This window comes from Streptomyces sp. NPDC013317 (genome assembly GCF_055563155.1).
In genome coordinates, this window is the sequence record NZ_JBVHDX010000001.1 from 273,053 (window position 1) to 292,755 (window position 19,703).

Annotated in this window: 19 protein-coding genes and 1 pseudogene; 14 read left to right on the forward strand and 6 right to left on the reverse strand. The window is 71.9% G+C overall.

Annotation, left to right across the window (positions count from 1 at the left end; translation table 11 throughout):
* Window positions 1-39: 39 nt before the first annotated feature.
* From ACZ3IJ_RS01155 to ACZ3IJ_RS01165, 3 genes are read left to right on the forward strand one after another with little or no spacing between them, the layout of a single operon-like run.
* Window positions 40-1,734 carry an NAD(P)H-dependent oxidoreductase subunit E gene (locus tag ACZ3IJ_RS01155; RefSeq protein ID WP_467465535.1) on the forward strand — a complete coding sequence of 565 codons (1,695 nt, stop codon included), beginning with the start codon at window positions 40-42 and terminating at the stop codon, window positions 1,732-1,734.
* Window positions 1,731-4,124, forward strand: a complete 2,394-nt coding sequence (locus ACZ3IJ_RS01160) for a molybdopterin-dependent oxidoreductase (protein ID WP_467465536.1) — start codon at window positions 1,731-1,733, stop codon at window positions 4,122-4,124. The genes ACZ3IJ_RS01155 and ACZ3IJ_RS01160 overlap by 4 nt, the downstream gene beginning before the upstream one ends.
* Window positions 4,121-4,423 (forward strand): molybdopterin dinucleotide binding domain-containing protein, encoded by a 303-nt coding sequence (locus tag ACZ3IJ_RS01165; RefSeq protein ID WP_467465537.1) that lies wholly within the window; start codon window positions 4,121-4,123, stop codon window positions 4,421-4,423. Before ACZ3IJ_RS01160 ends, ACZ3IJ_RS01165 begins: the two co-directional genes overlap by 4 nt.
* Before the next feature lie 10 nt (window positions 4,424-4,433).
* On the opposite strand, the gene ACZ3IJ_RS01170 is transcribed toward ACZ3IJ_RS01165, so the two are convergent.
* From ACZ3IJ_RS01170 to ACZ3IJ_RS01180, 3 genes are all read right to left on the reverse strand, one after another.
* Window positions 4,434-5,291, reverse strand: a complete 858-nt coding sequence (locus ACZ3IJ_RS01170; RefSeq protein ID WP_467465538.1) for a universal stress protein — start codon at window positions 5,289-5,291, stop codon at window positions 4,434-4,436.
* Window positions 5,288-5,968, reverse strand: coding sequence for a CBS domain-containing protein (locus ACZ3IJ_RS01175; protein WP_467465539.1), 681 nt, complete (start codon window positions 5,966-5,968; stop codon window positions 5,288-5,290). Before ACZ3IJ_RS01175 ends, ACZ3IJ_RS01170 begins: the two co-directional genes overlap by 4 nt.
* 133 nt (window positions 5,969-6,101) lie before the next feature.
* Window positions 6,102-6,779 carry a CBS domain-containing protein gene (locus ACZ3IJ_RS01180; RefSeq protein WP_467465540.1) on the reverse strand — a complete coding sequence of 226 codons (678 nt, stop codon included), beginning with the start codon at window positions 6,777-6,779 and terminating at the stop codon, window positions 6,102-6,104.
* 197 nt (window positions 6,780-6,976) lie between these two features.
* Here ACZ3IJ_RS01180 and ACZ3IJ_RS01185 point away from each other — a divergent pair.
* The 3 genes and pseudogenes from ACZ3IJ_RS01185 to ACZ3IJ_RS01195 all read left to right on the forward strand — a co-directional run.
* Window positions 6,977-7,204: pseudogene (locus tag ACZ3IJ_RS01185) on the forward strand (DUF1918 domain-containing protein); the annotation flags it as partial.
* Window positions 7,205-7,645: 441 nt separating this feature from the next.
* On the forward strand, window positions 7,646-8,545 hold the full coding sequence (locus ACZ3IJ_RS01190; RefSeq protein ID WP_467465541.1) for a universal stress protein: 900 nt from the start codon (window positions 7,646-7,648) through the stop codon (window positions 8,543-8,545).
* A complete protein-coding gene (locus ACZ3IJ_RS01195) occupies window positions 8,545-9,270 on the forward strand; it encodes a helix-turn-helix domain-containing protein (RefSeq protein ID WP_467465542.1) in 726 nt (241 codons plus the stop codon). Before ACZ3IJ_RS01190 ends, ACZ3IJ_RS01195 begins: the two co-directional genes overlap by 1 nt.
* A gap of 77 nt (window positions 9,271-9,347) precedes the next feature.
* Here the strand turns inward: ACZ3IJ_RS01195 and ACZ3IJ_RS01200 are convergent, their stop codons facing one another.
* Window positions 9,348-10,208 (reverse strand): universal stress protein, encoded by an 861-nt coding sequence (locus ACZ3IJ_RS01200; protein WP_467465543.1) that lies wholly within the window; start codon window positions 10,206-10,208, stop codon window positions 9,348-9,350.
* A 228-nt stretch (window positions 10,209-10,436) separates the two neighbouring features.
* Here ACZ3IJ_RS01200 and ACZ3IJ_RS01205 point away from each other — a divergent pair, with 228 nt between their 5' ends.
* The 8 genes from ACZ3IJ_RS01205 (at window position 10,437) to ACZ3IJ_RS01240 (ending at window position 17,875) form a co-directional block, all read left to right on the forward strand.
* A complete protein-coding gene (locus tag ACZ3IJ_RS01205; protein ID WP_467465544.1) occupies window positions 10,437-11,342 on the forward strand; it encodes a universal stress protein in 906 nt (301 codons plus the stop codon).
* Window positions 11,339-12,349 (forward strand): universal stress protein, encoded by a 1,011-nt coding sequence (locus ACZ3IJ_RS01210; protein WP_467465545.1) that lies wholly within the window; start codon window positions 11,339-11,341, stop codon window positions 12,347-12,349. Before ACZ3IJ_RS01205 ends, ACZ3IJ_RS01210 begins: the two co-directional genes overlap by 4 nt.
* A 127-nt stretch (window positions 12,350-12,476) precedes the next feature.
* Window positions 12,477-12,668, forward strand: a complete 192-nt coding sequence (locus ACZ3IJ_RS01215) for a hypothetical protein (protein ID WP_467465547.1) — start codon at window positions 12,477-12,479, stop codon at window positions 12,666-12,668.
* Window positions 12,669-12,912: 244 nt separating this feature from the next.
* On the forward strand, window positions 12,913-13,326 hold the full coding sequence (locus tag ACZ3IJ_RS01220; RefSeq protein WP_467465548.1) for a CBS domain-containing protein: 414 nt from the start codon (window positions 12,913-12,915) through the stop codon (window positions 13,324-13,326).
* Between the two features lie 217 nt (window positions 13,327-13,543).
* Window positions 13,544-14,002: an Hsp20/alpha crystallin family protein gene (locus ACZ3IJ_RS01225; RefSeq protein ID WP_467465549.1), complete on the forward strand. Its 459-nt coding sequence runs from the start codon at window positions 13,544-13,546 to the stop codon at window positions 14,000-14,002.
* Between the two features lie 9 nt (window positions 14,003-14,011).
* Window positions 14,012-14,500: a flavodoxin domain-containing protein gene (locus ACZ3IJ_RS01230; protein ID WP_467465550.1), complete on the forward strand. Its 489-nt coding sequence runs from the start codon at window positions 14,012-14,014 to the stop codon at window positions 14,498-14,500.
* 50 nt (window positions 14,501-14,550) lie between these two features.
* On the forward strand, window positions 14,551-15,141 hold the full coding sequence (locus ACZ3IJ_RS01235; protein ID WP_467465551.1) for an Rv1733c family protein: 591 nt from the start codon (window positions 14,551-14,553) through the stop codon (window positions 15,139-15,141).
* Complete coding sequence (locus ACZ3IJ_RS01240) at window positions 15,134-17,875, forward strand: cation-translocating P-type ATPase (protein WP_467465552.1); 2,742 nt, start codon at window positions 15,134-15,136, stop codon at window positions 17,873-17,875. The genes ACZ3IJ_RS01235 and ACZ3IJ_RS01240 overlap by 8 nt, the downstream gene beginning before the upstream one ends.
* A gap of 49 nt (window positions 17,876-17,924) precedes the next feature.
* On the opposite strand, the gene ACZ3IJ_RS01245 is transcribed toward ACZ3IJ_RS01240, so the two are convergent.
* Together ACZ3IJ_RS01245 and ACZ3IJ_RS01250 are read right to left on the reverse strand one after the other, a co-directional pair.
* The gene (locus ACZ3IJ_RS01245) at window positions 17,925-18,830 is read right to left on the reverse strand and encodes a potassium channel family protein (RefSeq protein WP_467465553.1); all 906 of its coding nucleotides are present in this window, start codon (window positions 18,828-18,830) and stop codon (window positions 17,925-17,927) included.
* Window positions 18,831-19,049: 219 nt separating this feature from the next.
* On the reverse strand, window positions 19,050-19,703 hold the full coding sequence (locus tag ACZ3IJ_RS01250) for a CBS domain-containing protein (RefSeq protein ID WP_467465554.1): 654 nt from the start codon (window positions 19,701-19,703) through the stop codon (window positions 19,050-19,052).

Genomic DNA, 19,703 nt, shown 5'->3' on the forward strand with positions numbered 1-19,703 from the left:
CGGGATGCGGGCGGGGGTCCGGCCGGTCACCCTGGGGGCATGACCCGTCGGATGTCCGCGGAGCCGGGCCGACGCCCGGACGCGCTCCGTGAGCTGACCGCACGGCGCGCAGGGCGCGAGGGGCGGATGCCGGCCGCGCTGGAACGCGCCAGGGCCCGCACCGCCGAAGGGCCCGAGACATGGGCGCCCCAGGTGGCGGAGGCAGGCGGACTGCCGGCCGCAGCGGGCCTCGGCCCCGCCACATTCTTCGCCGATCTCGCCGCCCCGCGCGGCGAGCGCCACGTGCGGGTGTGCACCGCGACGGCATGCTTCGCCGCTCGGGGCGGACGGCATCTGGCCGAGGTCGAAAACTCCCTCGGAGTGGTGGCGGGCACGGTCGACGAGGCGGGCGCGACCTCGCTGCAGACCGTGCACTGCCTCGGCTACTGCTACGCGGGCCCTGCCGCCCTCGACGGCACCCTGCCCCGCACGGGCCCTGACCTTGCCGACCAACTCGGCGGGCGTACGGAACCGCGCGCGCCGGGCATTCCCGCGGCCGACACCACTGGGGCGCCCGTCCTGCTCGCCGGCATCGTGGGAGGGCAGGACGCCTGGAACGTGTGGCGCGAGGCGGTGGCCGGGCTGAGGCCCGAGGACGTACGGGAGGAGACCGCCGTCTCGGGGCTGCGCGGGCGCGGCGGCGCAGGATTCCCGGTGGCCGACAAGTGGGCCGCGGTGGCGGGGAAGCCGGACACCGTCGTCGTGGCCAACGGGGACGAGGGCGACCCGGGCTCGTACGCCGACCGGCTGCTCATGGAGGAGGACCCGGAGCGGGTCCTGACGGGACTCGCGCTGGCCTGCTTCGCCTGCGGTGCAGGGCGCGGGATCGTCCTGGTGCGCTCCGAGTATCCGAGGGCCATGGCTCGGCTGCGCCGGGCGGTGGAACGCGCGGCGGAGGAGGGCGATCTGGCTCCCTCGGTCGGGGCAGCCGGTCCGCGGCCGTTCGTAGAGATCGTCGAAGGAGCCGGTTCCTACGTCTCCGGCGAGGAGACCGCCCTCATCGCCCGCCTCGAAGGCGCTCGCGGCTGTGCGCGCCCCCGACCCCCGTACCCCACGGACCACGGCCTGTGGGATACGCCGACAGTGGTCAACAACGTGGAGACGCTGGCGGCCGTGCCCTGGATCGTCGCCCACGGCAGAGCGTCCTACGCCCGTCGTGGCGTACCGGACGAGACCGGCACCAAACTGGTGTGCCTGTCCGAACGCTTCGCCCGGCCCGGAGCCTACGAGGTCGAACTCGGCACCCCCGTAGGCGAGATCGTCACACGGTACGGCGGGGGCCTCAAGGACGGCCGTGAACTGGTCGCCCTCCAGATCGGCGGCCCCCTCGGCGGCTTCCTCGCCGGGACCGCCCTCGATGTCCCCCTCACCACGGCAGCACTCGCCGCGCACGGCGCCGCTCTCGGTCACGCCGGCATGGTCGCCTTCGACAGCGACACCGATCCGCACGAACTGCTGCGACACATCTGGGAGTTCGCTGCGGATGAGAGCTGCGGAGCATGCTCGCCCTGCCGGGTCGGCACTCGGCGAGGATTCGACCTCGCCCAGCGCCGGGGCGGGCCGGGCGAGTCCTACGAACCACTGGCGCGGCTGATGGGCGAGGCGAGCCTCTGCGCCTTCGGCCGCCGCGTCCCCGCCGCCGTCCGCAGCCTTGCTCGCGCCTACGGGCCGACCCTCGAAGGATGGGACCGATGACGCGGCTCCGGGTCGACGGCGTCGCGGTCGAACTGCCCGCCGGGGCCTCACTGCTCGACGCGGTACGCGCCACCGGAGCCGACCTGCCCACCCTCTGCCACGACGACCGCCTCCGGCCGGCCGGCTCCTGCCGGACCTGTCTGGTCCGCGTCGACGGCCGGACCGTCGCCGCCTGCGTCACGCCCGCCAAGCCGGACATCGCAGTCGACACACTCGGCGACGAGCTGCGGAATCTGCGCCGCGAAGCGGTCGCCCTCATCGCCTCGGCACTCCCGCCGCACGCGCTGGCCGACAGCGCTCGCAGTGAACTGGCCGAGGCGTGCCGCGCCTTGGGGATCCCCGCGGAGACGGCGACCACCGACGGAACGCGAGGGCTGGATGAGAGCCATCCGTACGTTCATCTCGACCGAGACCTGTGCATCGCATGCGGGCGTTGCGTCCGGATGTGCTCCGACGTCCAGGGCACCTTCGCGCTCACCCTCACCGGACGCGGAGCCGACACGGTCGTCGCACCGGGAACTGGCGGCCTCTGGGCCGACTCCGACTGCGTGTCCTGCGGCGGCTGTGTCGACACCTGCCCGACAGGGGCGATCACCCAGCCCGGACCCGGTCAGGGCCTCACCTCGCGGCAGACCCCCCATGACCGCGTGCGCACAACCTGCGGCTACTGCGGAGTCGGCTGCACCCTCGACGTCGTCGTCCGCGAGGACCGTGTCGCTGCTGTGCTCCCCGCCCGGGACGGGCCTGTCAACCGGGGCCACGCCTGCGTCAAGGGCCGTTTCGCGTACGGATATCTCAGCTCCGCCGAACGTCTCACCGAGCCCCTGATCCGGGAGAACGGCGAACTGCGACCGGCGACCTGGGACGAGGCGGTGACCCGGATCGCCGACGGCCTGCGCGCGGCCGTCCTTGACGGCGGCCCCGACTCGGTGGCCGCGATCTCCTCCGCCCGTGCCACCAACGAGGAGAACTACCTCGTCCAGAAGTTCCTGCGGACCGTCATCGGCACCAACAACGTCGACAACTGCTCCCGTCTCTGTCACGCCCCTTCCGCTGCGGGACTCACCGCCTCACTAGGGCGCGCCGGCGGCACCGACCCCTTCGACGACGTCGAGACCGCCGACTGTCTCCTGGTCGTCGGCGCCAACCCCGTCGAAGCCCACCCCGTCGTCGGTGCCCGCCTCCTCCAGCGGGCCCTCGCGGGGGCCTCCCTGATCGTGGCCGACCCCCGTGCCGTGGGCCTCGCCATTCACGCCGACGTGCACCTGCGTCCGCGACCCGGTACGAACGTCGCCCTCTTCCACGGCCTGGCCCACGTCCTCGTCGACGAAGGCATGGCCGACCCGGACTTCCTCAGCGACCGGGCCACCGGACTGGGCGAACTCACCGCCCTGCTGGCCGACTACCCGCCCGAGCGGGTCGCCGGGATCACCGGTGTCCCCGCCGACGACATCAGGAAGGCCGCCCGGCTGTACGGCCGTGCCGAGCGGCCGGCCGTCCTGTACGGACTCGGCGTCACCGAGCACCTGCACGGCACCGACGGCGTACGCACCCTGGCGAACCTCCCGATCCTGCGCGGCGCCGTCGGCGGCACAGGCCGCGGGTTCGGCATCAGCCCTCTGCGCGGCCAGAACAACGTGCAAGGCGCCTCCGACATGGGCGCCCTGCCCGATCTGCTCCCGGGCTACGGCCGGGTCACCGACCCGGAGGCCCGCGCCCGCGCCGAGGCGGTGTGGGGCCGGGGAGTCCCCGAGCGGCCGGGTATGCGCATCCCCGAGATGTTCGCCGCGGCACGGCAGGACCGCCTGCGGGCTCTGTGGATCATCGGTGAGGACGTGTGCGCGACCGATCCCGACAGCCGGCGGGTCGCGGAGGCCCTCGACGCCTGCCCGCTCGTCGTGGTCAACGAGCTCTTTCTCGGCGAGACCGCCCACCACGCTGATGTCGTCCTGCCCGTGGCCTCCTGGCTGGAGAAGGATGGGACCTTCGTCAACTTCGACCGCCGCTTCCAGCGCGTACGGCCGGCGGTGCCTCCGCCCGGTGCGGCGCGCTCCGACTTCGAGGTCGTGCACGCCGTCGCCGATGCGCTCGGTGCCGACCTGGGCTGTCCCACCCCGGCGGCGGCACTCGCCGAATGCGGACGCGTGACACCCCTCTTCGCCGGACTGTCACACGAGCGGATCGACCAGGAGGGGGCTGTGCCCTGGCCCTGCCCCGCGCCAGACCTGCCTGGCGAACGCACTTTGTACGCCGAAGAGTTCGCCACGCCCGACGGCGCGCCCACCTGTCGGCTGCTCCCTATCTGGCGCCCGGCGAGGAACCGGACCGGGACTATCCGCTGGTGCTCGTCACGGGGCGCCGATGGGCCCACTACAACTCCGGGAGCATGACCCGGCGAGGTGGCAACCTGCTCCTCGACGCCTCCGACCACCTGGATCTGACCGCCGAGGACGCCGTTCGGTTCGGTGTGCGGGACGGCACTCCGGTCACCGTCGAGAGCCGCCACGGCCAGGCGCGCCTCGTCGCCCGCGTCGCCACGGAACTCGCCCCCGGGCAGGTCTTCTGCGCGTTCCACTTCCCGGCCAGCGGCGTAAACTCCCTCACCTCTGAGCACGCCGACACCGTGACCTCGTGTCCGGAGTACAAGGTCACGGCGGTACGGCTGCGGCCGACGGTGTCCGACGACTGAGCGGTACCGATCAGTCGTGCGGAACGAGGGCCACGGGCACCGGGCTGTGATGCAGGACCGCGTGGGCCACGCTGCCGATGTGCGCGCCGAGCTTCGAACGGCGGGTACGCCGCCCCACCACCATGAGGGAGGCTTCCCGGGCGACCGCCACCAGTTCGAGTCCGGCCGACCCGACCGCCACGCGGGCGACCGCCTCGACGTCGGGATACTTCGCCCGCCAGGGTTCCAGCATCACCTCCACCGAACGCTTGATCTCCGGCACCATGGAAAGCCTGAAATCCGGGACCATCGCGGGCCCCATTCCCGCGTGCAGCGGGAGCTGCTGGACGTACACGACGAGGACCTGGGTGTGCCGTCGCGCGGCTTCCTCGAAGGCGAAGCCCAGCACGGAGTCCACGGGCTGCCGCACGTCGGCCCCGACCACGACGGGGCCCCGTGGAGTGCTCGCCGCGCCGACGGCCCGCACCAGTACGACGGGTCGCTCGACGGCACCGGCGACCGTCAGGCCCACTGAGCCGATGAGGTAGCCGGCCACGCTGCCGAGCGCCCGGGAGCCGAGGACCAGCAGCTCGCCCTCCTCGGCCGCGGCGACGAGACCCGGCACGGGGCTGGAGGGCAGCACCTGGGAGGTCACGGACAGGCCGCGATGGCGCTCGCGCAGTTCACCGGCGGTGCGGGCCATCATCTCCCTGACCCACGGCTCCTCGGACTCCCACTCCACGAGAGACAGAGCGGACCCCGGTACCGGTTCCTTCGCATACACCAGATGCACGTCTGTGCCGCGCAGCAGCGCCTCCTCGGCCGCCCACTCCGCAGCTGCCTCGGCCTGCGCCGTGCCGTCCACGCCGACCACGATGCTCCGTGTCATGATCGTCCACCTCCTCGTTCGGTGTCATCGACGTCGTACGTGAGACGGGTGCAGGAGACCGAGACCACGCCGTCCACGGTCGCGCACATGCGCTCGACCGCCGGGATCATGCCGCGGAAAGGCAGCCTGCCGCTGAGCTCCACCCGCCCGTCGCGCACCTCAACGGCGAGGGAGGTAGGTCCGAGGCGCAGCGTGTCACCGAGAACGTCCTCGACGATCTCCCGGCGGATGTCGTCGTCCTCGCGGAGGTAGATGCCCAAGAGGTCGCGTCGGCTCACGATGCCCAGCAGCAGGTCGTCGCCGTCGACGACAACGAGCCGCTTGACCCCTTGGACCTCCATCAGCCGGGCCGCCTCCGCCACCGTCCAGTCGGGCCGGGCGCACACGGCTGGTGCGGACATCAGTTCCTCGGCGCGCGTGCCCTCGGACTTCGCCCGCTCCCACGCCTCCAAGTCCGGAACGGCCGGCAGGTCGCCAGGCGTGGCGGCCTGGTCGGCGGTCTTGCGCAGCAGGTCCCCTTCCGACACCACCCCGAGGACCCGGCCACCTCCGTCCACCAAGGGAACAGCGGTCACCTGGTGCTGTGAGAGCGTGCGGGCGATCTCCTTGAAGGGGGTGTCGCCGTGGAGACTCACCACCTCCCGGGTCATCAGCTCGCCGATCGTGCGATGACGCATCGCCCTCTCCTTCCCCGCGCGGACGCATGTGCCCCGCCCACCAGGCGGGCGGCGCAGCTGCCCCAACGGTCGAGGGAGAACGTGGCCCGAGCACCGTCGTAGTCAGGGATGACGGGTTCCCCACACAGGGCGTTCATCGCTGTGCCTCCCCGTCGAGCGCGAGGTTGTCGTAGGCGTACTCGATCGATTCGTGCAGGGCGACGACTCCGTCGACCGAGCGGCAGAGCCGCACGATCACGCGGATGTCGGCGCGTTCGTCGACCCAGCCGGTCAGCTTGACGACGCCGTCGTCGACGGTCACCCGGACCGTGTCAGGGGCGAGGCGAAGCGTGTCGTACAGGACGTCGTGCTCGATCTCGTCGCGGATCGCATCGTCACTGCGCAGGAACGGCCGGAGCAGGTCGCTGCGGCTGACGATCCCGACCAGCCGACCGGTCTCATCGGCCACGGGAAGCCGTTTCACTTCCTTCTGCTGCATCGTCCGAGCCGTCTCGACGATGTTCCAGTTCGCCTGCGCCGCGACGGCCGGCGAGGACATCAGCTCGGCAGCCGTCTCCGCATCGGGGAGCCCTCGCTCCTGAGACAGCAGTCGGACACCCGCCCAGCGGCCCTCGAGGTCGGGAAGTTCGGCGGTGGCCCGCAGCAGGTCGGCCTCCGAGACCACACCGAGCAGGCGTCGGTCGGCGTCGACGACGGGGACCGCCGAGACGTCGTTCTCGGCGAAGAGACGGGCGATCTCCTTGAACGGGGTCTCTGGGGCGGCGGTGACCACGTCGTGGGTCATCACCTCGAAAACCGTGCGGTGCTGCATGACGGTCCTCCTTCACGGGGCGAGGCGGCCCCGGTAGATCTCACCCTGCTGCGTGGAACACCGGCGTGGCAGTGCCGAATGGTCCCCTTCCGGGCCTGTTGGCCCCTATGCGGTCCGCCGGTCGGGACGCACGGTGGAAGGACGAAGGCCCGGTCTCGGGAGGACGGGGGCCGGGCGCGGGCCGGGAGGCGAGAACCATGACCGCGACCGAAGCACGACAAGGTCAGGAGACGCTTCGCGCCGGGCTCTGGGCCCGCGTCGGGGACCGGCTCATCGTGGGTGGTTCCACGGTCGGGGACGAGGGGCGCGACGGTGAGATCGTCGGGCTGCACCACGAGGACGGCACTCCGCCCTTCGACGTCCGATGGTCGGACACGGGCCGGGTCACTCTGGTGTTCCCGGGCCCGGACGCGCGGATCCAGCACTTTCCTTCGCATATCAGGAAGGGCAAAGGTCGCTAAGCGGCCCTGATCCCACTGCACGGTCGTGAACGCAGCCGCGCCGTCCACCACGCGGGGCGCGGCCCTGCTCAGGCGCAGAGCCAGTTCGCTGCCCGCCGGGGACGACAAGGGCCGAACGGGGCACGTCTGAGCCCTGACAGCCCTGGCGGGGACCATCGACCGGTGCTTTCCTGAAGGTGAGGAGGGGGCCCACCGGTAAGGACGCGGGGAAGCGGCTTCGAGCCGCGCACCGCGCGATCAGGATCCGCGAGAAGCGGATGGGCCCCTCCTCCTGTCGTGTCTCCCTGCGGTGACCACGCGTGGTCCGGGCGGGCCGGGCTCGGGACCGACCGGCCCTACCCGCCGCCTCGGCGCGGTGCGACCGTGGCAGCAGGCCACCACACCTCCCGGAAGGCGGTGGGCACCATGGAATCGCCCCTGGTGGTAGGAGTCGACGGGTCCGAGGCCAGTCTCACGGCCTTGGACTGGGCAGTCGACGAAGCGGTACGCCACGCGCTTCCGCTGCGGATCGTCCACGCATCGATGTGGGAACGGTACGAAGGCGTCGTGCCGGCCTGGACCACGGACCGCCCCTCGGGCCAGATCCTCGCCGAGAACATCGTGGGCGTGGCCGCCGAACGGGCCCGCCTCCGCGCCCCCGGCCTCCACCTCACCACGGACGTCCTGGCCGAGGACGCGGCCACCGCGCTGCTCCGAGAGGGGCAGGGGGGCACGCTGCTCGCCGTCGGATCCCGCGGGCGGGGCGAGTTCGCCGACCTTCTGCTCGGATCCGTCGGCCTGATCGTGGCCGCCAGGGCCCATTGCCCGGTCGTCGTCGTCCGTGGGGACCGCCATGCCCTGGAGGCACGCCATGGGCGCGTCCTGCTGGGCGTCGGGGACCAGGACGTGGACTCGCGGGCCGTGCGCTTCGCCTTCCGGGAGGCGGCGGTCCGGGACGCGGAACTGGACGCCGTCCACGCCTGGCGACGGCCGGCCCGCGAACCGGTCGACCACCCGCTGCCGGCCGGCGACGTCGGAGCCCACTTCGCGGAACGGTCCGCCGGACTCCTCGACAAGGTTCTCGCGGTAGCGGCCTCCGAGAATCCCCGGGTCCGTCTGCGCAGGACCACGTTCGAAGGACCGGCCCACAAAGTCTTGACCGAGCGGTCCGCCGCCGCCGACCTGCTGGTCGTCGGGGCCCGCCGCCGCGACGGGCTCGTCGGCCTGGAGCTCGGCAGGATCGCCCACCGCGCCCTGCATCACGCCTCGTGCCCGGTCGCCGTCGTTCCTCAGCGGGGTCCGGAGGCAACGGAAGGAGACCGGTGATGAACACGGCTGGCGACCCGCGTGCCCCGCACGCCGCGAGTGACCTCGGCCGCCGCGCCGCATCCAGGCGTGCCCGACTCGGCCTTTCCCGCGAGGACGTGGCCGAACGGGCAGGCTCCACACCCGGGTACATCGCCTACGTGGAGGAGCAGGTGGCCGCCCCGGGGGTCGAGTTCCTGGTCCGGCTCGCGAACGCCCTGGAGACCACGGTCCAGGATCTGACCGGGTATGCGACCGACGTCGCTCCGGGTGGAGCCCGTGCCGGTTACCGGGCGCGCATGGAGGAGATCGATGAGGCCGAATGCTGGGAGCTCCTCGATGGTCACGGCGTCGGACGCATCGCCGCCGAAGGGCGGGACGGGACCATGGTGTTTCCCGTCAACTACCAGGTCGTCGACAGGGGCATCGTCTTCATGACGGCTCCGGACTCATCCCTCGCGCGCGCCTCGGCGTCCGGCGTCGAGGTCGCCTTCGAGCAGGACCGCATGGACGAAGCCTTCAGCCAGGGCTGGAGCGTGCTCCTGGTGGGTCCGGTGCGCACGGTGTCCGAGGAGAGCGAGAGGCGGAGGATCAAGGACGGTGTCCACTCGGCACCGTGGGCGGGAGACAGACGGGACACCGTGGTGGTGCTCTCACCGCGGAGGGTGACCGGACGTCGCATCGTCGTACCGGGAGCGCCGGGCACGCCGTCCGGGCCTGTGGACTTCGGCCCGTCCCGTGAGTGATCTCCGAGTACCAGGCGGTGCTTGCCTCCGCTGCGGGCCCCGGCCGTGTCCGTGAGCGCCGTGTCCCGAACCGGGCCTCAGCAGGGGACGACGGCGACCGGTGCGGGGCTGTGGTGGATGACCGCGTGCGCGACATGGCCCAGATATGGGCCGAGAGGTACTTTCCGGTCCCGGCGTCCCACGATGACGAGTTGAGCGGTCCGAGCCGCCTCGACCAGCTGGTACGCGGGCGAGCCCACCATAGCCCTGGCCTCCACCTCCACGCCCGCGTACCGCTTCCGCCATGGTTCCAGGAGGTCGTCCAGCTCCTTGAGGAGGTGGCCGCCCAGTTCCTCGCCGATCCCCGGGTCCACGACGGCCGCATAGCCGTACGAGACGGGAAGCGGCCAGCTGTGCAGGAACCGCAACGGCGTGCTCCTGCGGGCGGCTTCGGCGAACGAGAACGCGAGCAGGGCTTCGCACGGGTGGTGGACGTCGACGCCCACCACGATCCCGCCTTCGGGAGCTGTTCGGCTGTCCTCGCCCCGTACGAGGACGACCGGCTGTCGGGCCGCGCCGACGACGGCGAGGGAGACTGACCCGACGAGGAAGCCGCGGACGCCGCCGAGTCCGCGCGAACCAAGGACCATCAGATCCGCCTCGTTCGCGGCGGCCGTCAGTTCTTCGGCTGCCCGGCCCTGCGCATGCTCCGTGATGACCTCGAGGCCGGGATGATCCTTCCGCGCTCGATCCGTCGCCTCGCGCATCAACCTCTCGGTCTGCTCGTCGTGGGCGAGCGTGCGGGCGTACGCCATGGGTACTTCCGGCATGCTCGGCCATTCCTCCACGTGCATCAACCTGAGGGGCACTTCGCGCAGCACCGCTTGCGTCGCGGCCCAACGAGCGGCGGCGAGGCTTTCGTCAGAGCCGTCCAGACCGACGGTGACCTGGGCTGTCATGGCGTGCCTCCCTCATCGGATCCATTCCGCCCCGCTTAGTCCCGGGTCCGGATCGGACGGGACATCTCACCTTTCAGGTTGGCGCCACGTCCCTCCCGGCATCAGGGCCGGGCAGGTCTCGATGGGGGCCGAACGGCCCATCCCGAGGAGCCCGCCACGATGTCAGCGTGGGAGGTGTCGTCCTTCGGGACGTGTTCCCGGGCTTCGGGCGTACCCCGAGGAGGAACCATGAGCAGCGAGACCCCCACCCGACCGGAGTTCGGCAACGTCGTCGTGGGAGTCGACGGGTCGCCCTCCGGCCGTGCGGCCGCGCTGTGGGCCGCGGCGGAGGCGGACCGCAGAGAGCGGCACCTGCACCTCGTGCATGCCGCCGACACGGACCGCCGGGCCCTCTACGCGAACGCCGAAACGCTCCAGGCGGTGCGAGAGGCCGGCCGCGACCTTCTGACGGAGACCGTGAACGCGGTCCAGGAGGACTTTCCGGACCTCAAGATCACCAAGGAACTGAGCCGTCAGGAGCCGGTCGCGGGCCTTCGAGCGGCCGCCGGTGACCGGGGAACGATCGTGGTGGGCAGCCGCGGGCTGGGAGGATTCTCGGCCCTCATGCTCGGATCGGTCGGTCTGGGTGTCGCGGCCCGCTCCGACGTGCCCGTGATCGTGGTGCGCGGTGACGGCGACCGTCCCGCGTCCGGTTCGGTGACGGCGGCCGTGCACGGCGCCTCGGACCTTGGCTGGCTGCTCGTCGCGGCTGCCGAGGCGAATGCCCGCAAGGCGGCACTGCGGCTGGTGAGCGTCTGGAACGTGCTCACCCACATCGGCAGCGTCGCGACCATGCTGGACGACCTCGACGAGATCGCACGGCAGCGTGTACGTGAGACCAAGGCGCTCGCCGACCTCGCGCGCGGGTTCTATCCACAGCTGATCGTGAGCCATCACGTCGAGACGGGCACGAGCACGCCCGGGATCCTGGTGGAGGCGACCGCCCACACCGATCTGCTCGTGATGGGCCGCGAACGCCGCGCTCTCGGCGCGGTCCCCTCCCTGGGGCGAGTCGCCCACGTCCTGCTCCACCACGCCCACTGCCCGGTGATGATCGTCCCACCCGCCTTCGCCAGCCGGTTCGAGGAGACGTGAACGAGATCCTGCTCGGGGTTGACCCTCGGGAACCGTCTGTACCCGCTCTCGTCTGGGCCGCCGACGAGGCCGTACGAGGAGGACGGGTCCTCCGGCTGGTCGTCGCCGTACCCCCGGTCCACGACGGGCTCCGGTACGACGCGCTCGCGCATCAGAGCGCCCTGCGCATGCACGCGGAGTCGGCGATCGCCAACGCGGAGGACCTCGTCCGGGAGCTCCACGGAGGTCTGCGAACCGCGACGGAACGCGTGAACGGTTCTCCGGCGACCGTGCTGCGCGACATGTCGGAGCACGCCGCGCTCGTCGTCGTGGGCTCGCGCCGCCTGCGCATGGCGGCCGAGCTGTTCAGCGAGAATTCCGTGGTCGTCCCGCTCACGGCACGATCCCACTGTCCCGTCGTCGTCGTCCGCGCGCCGGAGCACACCACCCTGCACCCGCCGACCATCGTCGTCGGCACGGACGGAAGCGAGTCCTCACGGGCCGCCATCGCCTTCGCCGTCGAGGAGGCGAGTCTGCGAGCGGCACGGCTGAGGGCCGTGTGGGTCTGGCCCCGTTCGGTCCTCGACCGCGACGAAGGTGAGGTCGGCATGGCCGAGCGGCGCCGGTTGCTCGCCGAATCGGTGGCGGGCTGGGCGGAGAGGTATCCGGACGTCGCCATCTCCGAGGAGGTGCTGCGGGGGCACCCGGTCGAGCAACTGGCCCTGACGTCCCAAAAATCCCTCTCTCTCGTGGTCGGTCGCAGGGGCCGCGGCGGCTACTCCGGCCTGCGGTTGGGCTCGACGGTTCACGGCCTGCTCCACCGCGCCGCGTGCCCCGTGATCACCGTCCCACTCTCACCGCCCGAGGAGCGGACCGGCGACCCGGCATGGGCCGATCGGGCCCGTTCCCGTACGACCGACCGGCCCCGGCCGACCGGCCCGCTCGGCACTGGGTCGCGACGACGTCCACGCGGGACTGTGGGGCGAGAGGACGACCCCGGTCCGTCCGCCGGTTCCGCGGAGAGGTGAGCACCATGCAGTGCATCCGGATCAGCCCCCGGCCCCGTCGGCCCGGCAGGTCGAGGCCCCTCGATCTGCGGACCCCGTCCGGCCGACCCCTGCCGTACTGAGGTGCCCGAGAGCCACGGAGGCTGCCATGGAACCGATACGAAGCGTCGTACCGTTCACGGAACTCGGCCGGTCGGACGTCGGCCGGGTCGGAGGCAAGAACGCCTCGCCGGGGGAGCTGACCAACCGGCTCGGTGCCGCGGGCATACGCGTACCGCCGGGCTTCGCCACCACCGCCGAGGCGACGCTCGTCGGCGGCGCGGGACGAAAGGGGCGGTGACCATGCCGAGGAGGACACGGCACAGAGTCGCCCAGGACACCGAGTCCGCGGTCCGGGCCCGTCGACAGGCGGCGGCCACGGACACGCGGCGCGGTCGCCCCGGCGACCGACGACAGCCCGCAGAGGTCGTGAACGGGCGCCCCGGGCGCCCGGTACACACCATCAGGGTGTCGACGCTCTTCCTCTGAACCCATGGCGAACCGGCCGTATCACGAACAGGGGGGCAGGAAAGGAGGACGCGGCCATGACGACCGCAAGGGAAATCATGCACACCGGTGCGAGCTGCGTGCAGGAGAACGAGAGCCTGATGGACGCGGCGCGCCTCATGAGCGAACTGGACGTCGGCGCGCTGCCCATCTGCGGGCCGGACAACCGGCTGCACGGCATCATCACCGACCGTGACATCGTGCTGAAGTGCCTGGCCAAGGGCAAGGACCCCCACCACATGACGGCCGGACTCCTCGCCCAGGGCAAGCCGATCACGGTCGACGCGGACGCCGACAGTGACCAGGTGCTGCGCACCATGCAGGACCACCGCGTCCGCCGCGTGCCCGTGATCGACGACCATCGCCTCGTCGGGATGATCAGCGAGGCGGACCTGGCGCGGCACCTGCCGGAGGAACGGGTGGGCCACTTCGTCGAGGAGATCTGTCGCTGATCGCAGTGGCGACGTGGCGCACCGTGGGCCAGTCGGTCCTTCCCGGTGGGGCCCGTTCGGCCCCGTCGAACAACCCGCTTGGACGCTGCGCCACCTGGCCTCCCGGGCGGACGATGGGGTTACGGAGTCGGACCGGGCGCCTGGCCGATCCGCCGCCCGTCCGCACCGACTGGGGTCCACTGTGCCTTCCCGGACCCCGTACACGAGGAGCAGAACGATGACCGGACACCACGTGGAACGCAGGCACAGCCTCTTCCCCGACTTCGACGCCTGGTTCGGCCGGGAGTTCCCCGGGTTGCCCGGATGGCGCCCCGCCACCGCCGCCCACTCCATCCCGGTGGAGGTGTCCAGCAGTGGCGGCGAGTACGTGCTGCGGGCCGAGCTGCCGGGGATGGACTCGGACGACATCACGATCACTGTCGACGAGAACCTCATCACCGTGACCGCAGAGCACAGCGAGAGCAAGGAGGACAAGGAGCACTCGGAGTTCCGCTACGGATCGTTCCGCAGGACCGTGCGTCTTCCGGGCACGATCCCGGCCGACGACGTCGAGGCGTCGTACGCGGACGGCATCCTCACCGTCCGCGTCCCGATGCCCGACGAGGAGGAGGCGACGAAGGTGCGGACGATTCCCGTCAAGCGGATCGCCAAGCCCGCCGAGGAAGCGGAATCATGAACACCAAGCGTGTCCTGGTCGCCTACGGCAGCAAGGCCGGAGCGACCGCCGGAATCGCGGAAGAGATCGGCCAGACGCTCCGGGACGACGGCTTCGACGCTGTCGTCCTGCCGGCCGACACCGTCACCGACGTCAGCGGCTACGACGGTCGTCCTCGGTGGAGCTCTCTACGCCGGGCACTGGACCGGCAAGGCCCGCCGGTGTGCGCGGCGTAACGCCGAACAACTCCGGCATCGGCCTTTGTGGCTCTTCAGCAGCGGCCCCGTGGACACGTCGGCGGACGAACACGACGTCCCGCCCGTACGCGGGGTCGCCCGGCGGATGAAGAAGCTCGGTGCTCGTGAGCACATGACCTTCGGCGGCGCCGTGACCGGCGAGACGTCGGACCCGGTCGCCCGGCACATGGTGAGCCGCGGCAAGGGCGGAGACTTCCGCAATCCGGAACGGATCCGGGCATGGGCCCACCACATAGGAACGGAACTCGGCGCCCCGACCTGACGGCGGGCGGCTGACGGTCCGGCGAGTCCACTCCCTTCGGGAGGTGCGGCATGCTTCACCACGAGCCGTCGGAGAGCGGGACCATCCCGCCCAGGGGAACAGCACGGCGCGCCGCTTTGGTCTTCGTCCTGCTGGTCTCTCTGATCTGCGGCGCGGTGAGCGCCGGGATGCTCTGGAACGCCGGAGCGAAGGCCGACCGTGAACTCGCCGCCCGACACCACCAGGTGCAGGCGACCACCACCGGACCGGCCAAGGACCCGCCTGCGGTCGCACGCTATGGAGCGACGCCCAAGTCCGTCGCACCAGCGGTCTGGGAACAGCCCGACAACGTCCGGCGGACCGGCACGATTCAGGTCCCTCCCCGGACGCCCGAGGGGCGCACCCTGACGATCTGGGTGGACGACAACGGCACCCCCGCCCGCCCCCCGAACAGCGCCGCCGACCGCGCGCTGACCTCACTCTCGGGCGGAAGCATCGCCGCGGCCGCCGTCGGAGCGATGGGGGCCGGGGCTCTCTTCCTCGTACGACGGTGGAGCGGAGCCCGTCTGCTCGCGGCCTGGGAACAGGAATGGGAACAGGTCGAACCCGTGTGGTCCGGACGGCTCCGTCGGGGGAGCGCTCCGGGGCAGGACGATGACTGACCGAGCGGCCACGGGGCGGGCCGCCACCCCGGCCGTGTCGCTGCCCTTCGACCCCAGCGAGCCCCTGCCCCGGTTGCGCCGGGAACTGGCCACCGGGCCCGAAGGGCTGTCTGCTCGCGAGGCCGCCCGCCGGCTCGCCGTCCACGGGCCCAACGAGGTCCGGCGGAAGGCCCGCTCCTCCTTCGCGCGGGAGCTGGTCGGGCAGCTGGTCCACCCCCTGGCCCTTCTGCTCTGGGCGGCCGCCGCCCTGGCATTCGTCGCCGATCTCGGAGTGCTCGGCTGGGCGATTCTGGCGGTCGTCGCCGTCAACGCGGCCTTCGCGCTGCTTCAGGAACGTCAGGCCGAGCGGGCGGTGGAGACCCTCGCGCGCTATCTGCCCGAGCACGCCCTCGCCGTACGCGACGGCCGGCCCCTCACGGTGGAGGCCCGCGACCTGGTGCCCGGCGACGTGATCCTCCTGGAAGAGGGCGACAAGGTACCGGCCGACGCACGCCTCACCGAAGGGGGCGTGGAGGTCGACCTGTCGATGCTCACAGGGGAGTCCGTCCCCGCCGAACGCATGGCTGCCGCCGGGCTCCTCGGTGCCCCGCTGCTGGAGGAGCCGAACCTCGTCTTCAGCGGGACCACCTGCGTGGAGGGACAGGCCCGGGCCATCGTGTTCGCCACCGGAAGCCACACCGAACTCGGCCGGATCGCCGCCCTCAGCCAGCGGACCCGGCGCGAGGCGAGCCCGCTGGAACGACAGGTCAAGAAGGTCGCCTGGCTCATCGCCGGGGTCGCGACCGGCATGGGGGCCCTGTTCCTGGTCGTCGGGGTGGCCGTCGGACTGCCGGTGACCGACTCCCTCATGTTCGCCATCGGGCTCCTCGTCGCCAACGTCCCCGAGGGACTGCTTCCGACCATCACGCTGGCCCTCGCCGTCGGCGTGCGCGCGCTGGCGCGCGAGGGTGCCTTGGTGAAGCGGCTCAGCGCCGTGGAGACGCTCGGTTCCACGAGCGTCATCTGTACGGACAAGACCGGCACGCTGACCCGTAACCGCATGCGCCTGCGAGCCCTCTGGACCGCCGGTCACGGAGCGGAACCGGGACCCTGGACACAGGAGTTGGTACGAGCGAGCGCCCTCTGCACCACCGTCACCCGTGAGGATGAGGGTGAGCTGCACGGGGATCCGACCGAGGCCGCCCTCGTCGCCGGCGCCACCGACCACGGGGCCCCGGTGGAGCTGGCCCGGCGCGACACGGGACGGCGCGGTCTGTTCCGCTTCGATCCGAGGCTGCGGCTGATGTCCGTCGTGCAGGACGACGAGGCGACGGGGCGTCTGCGGATCATCGCCAAGGGAGCGCCCGAGGCGGTCCTGGATCGGGTTCGTCCCGGCTCCGACACGGACGCCGTCCGCTCGGCGGCCGAGGAACTGGCCGCGGGCGGCATGCGGGTCCTGGCCGTGGCCGCACGCGACCTGCCGCCGGGCTCGGCGCCGCCGTCACGCCGTCAGGACGCCGAGTCGGGACTGGAGCTGCTCGGCCTCGTCGGCCTGTACGATCCGCCGCGCCCCGAGGTGGCGGAGGCAGTGCGCCGCTGCCACGAGGCCGGGGTACGCGTGCACATCGTCACGGGGGACAGCGGAGCCACGGCTGCGGCGGTTGCCCGGGAAGTGGGCATCGGGGTGCCCCGTCTGCACGTGGTCGCGGCCTCCGAGTCGCTGGGCGACGACGAGCTCGACCAGATCCTCGTGCACGGCGACGCCGAGATCGTCTTCGCCCGCTCCTCGCCCGAGACGAAACTCAAGGTGGCCGACACCCTGCGGGCCCACGGCCGGATCGTGGCCATGACCGGCGACGGGGTCAACGACGCCCCGGCGCTGCACCGCGCGCACATCGGGGTCGCCATGGGGCGCTCCGGCACCGATGTGGCCCGCGAGGCCGCCACCATGGTGCTCACCGACGACGACTTCGCCACCATCGTGACCGCCGTCGAGTCCGGGCGCCGGGTCTACGACAACGTACGCAAGTTCATCGTCTACATCTTCGCCCACGCGACCCCGGAGATCGTGCCCTTCCTCGTCTTCGCGCTCTCCGCCGGCGCGGTGCCGCTGCCCCTCACCGTGCTGCAGATCCTCGCCATCGACCTCGGTACCGAGACGCTTCCCGCTCTCGCCCTGGGGCGGGAACGCTCAGAGCCCGGCATCATGCAGCGCCCGCCCCGGCCACGGCACCAGGGAGTGATCTCCCGCGACATGCTGGTCCGGAGCTGGGGATACCTGGGCCTGGTGTCGGCTGCCCTCGTCATGGCGGGCTACTTCTACGTGCTGTGGCGCGCGGGCTGGCAGCCGGGCGATCCCACGGGCACGGGCAGCCCCTTGCACCACGCCTACGTGACGGCCACCACGGCCACCTTCGCAGGCATCGTCACCTGCCAGGTCGGGACAGCCCTCGCGGCCCGCACCGATCACGCCGCGCTGCGCGACATCGGGGTGTTCTCGAATCCGCTGCTGCTCGCCGGTATCGGCTTCGAGCTCGCCTTCACAGCCGCCCTCGTCTACGCGCCCCCGCTCCAGCACCTCTTCGGCACGGCCGCCCTTCCCCTGGACGTCGTCCTGCTCATCGCGACCTTCCCGGTCCTGGTGTGGGGCACGGACGAGCTGCGGCGCGCCCGCCGGCGACGTCAGCCCGCATCCGCGGCGCGCTCGGCCCCGGCGGTCTCGGTCCCGCCCTGGTCGAGGCGGAAGGGCGGATAGGCGTCCGTCATGAGGCTCGCGTAGGCGGCGACGCCCCCACCTCTCAGGATCACCCGCTTCCGTTGCCCGGCGCAGGTCGGGCCGGCCCAGGGGAGCGTCCGTGGTCGTGGGCGTAGGCCCTGAAGACGTGCTCAGGGGTCTCGCCCGTGCGCAGAAATCGCTCGTCGAGCACGGTGGCCAGGTCCTCCAGAGCCGTGCGGAGCACCGATGCGGAGAGCCGGACGTCCGGATGACGTGCCTCCGCCGCCTGGTCGGCCAGGCCGACGGCGTGGCCGAGCTGGCCGGCCAGGGAGGTGTTCTCGTCCCCGTCGTAGAAGTAGTACGACTCGGCGTACTGCAGGAAGTCGACGGTGATGGTGGAGAGGGCCGAGGCGAGACCGTCCAGGAGAGCGGCGCCCCCGTCTGAGTCCAGAGCCGCGGCGGTGACCCGGCTGCGCCGCACGTGGGACAGCCGCAGGGCGAGCGCCCGACGGCGGGCCAGGGCCGGGTAGATGCCGAGGATCCAGGCGACGGTCGCCGACAGCAGGACGAATCCCACCAGGGCCTCCATGGGGGCGAGCACGCGCAGCCAGCCCGAGGCCGGCGCGATGTCCCCCAGACCGAGCGTGGCCAGGGTGACCAGGGAGACGTAAAGAGCGTCGATCGGACCCGCGTGCTGGGCGGGGGCGAGCCCCGTGGCGTACGAGAAGTCCTCGGGCATGTGGGGCCAGTAGATGAGCCCCCATCCCACGGCCACCGTGAGCGCCCAGACGGCGAGGACCGTCACCATGCCCATCGGGCCGGCGAGACCGGCCGACCGCCACCGCGCGCCGAGACGGGCCGACAGCCACCACATGGACCTCATCACCAGCCTGCTCAGACCACCGTGGCGGGTCGGGTGCCAGAGGGTGTGGAAGAGGTCCCGGAGGACGAACAGCACCAGGAAGGCGCCTGCGAGCATCGGAAGCCACGTCATTACGGCACTTTGCCCCGGCGGCGACGCACCCCCTCCACCCGGCCGCCGATCTCAGCCCGGTGGCGGACGGTGGGAGGCAGGGGCACCCCTGCCGTCGGGCACCCGCCCGCGCCTCGATGCGTGGCGAGATCCGCTTCGAAGCCGGCGCGGGCCCCTCTTCACGTTCTCGAGCAGCTCCCACGGCGGACCCCTGACCTCCATGGGATCGGAGTGGCATGGCTACGTCCGGTCCTGGATGGTGAGTTCGCACCGCACATCCACCACCCCTTCGACCGCCCGCGCCAGGCGTGCCGCGAGTGGGACGCGCGCGCCGTCGCGGACCTCGCCGGACAGCGTCACGACACCTGCCTCGACACGAACGTCGACCTGGTGGCGGGAGAGCGGGAACAAGTGATCGATGACCTCGTGGCGTACTTCGTCTGCGAGCTCCTCGTCCGACCGGAGGAACACTTTGAGGAGGTCGGACCGGCTCACGATCCCCTGGATCGCGCCGCTCGCGTCCACGACCGGCAGCCGCTTGACGCGATGCGCGGCCATGAGGCGCGCGGCCTGCGGCAGGGGCGCCTCGGGGGCGACGGTGACGGCGGGCGAGGTCATCAGGTCCCCGGCCCGTCGCGAACCGGCCTTGGCGGTGGCGTCGAGCCGGCGCGCCTGTTCGACGAGTCCCAGGCGGCGGTCGTGGAACTCCTCCTTGAGCAGCAGGTCCGCCTCCGAGACCACGCCCACGACACGGCCCTCGCCCTCGACGACGGGGACGGCGGTCACCTTCCACCGCTGCATCGCGGTGACGATCTCCTTGAAGTCCGCGCCGGGCAGGACCGCGACGACCTTCTTGGTCATGACGTCGGCGACGGTGAACGGCTGGGATGTCAT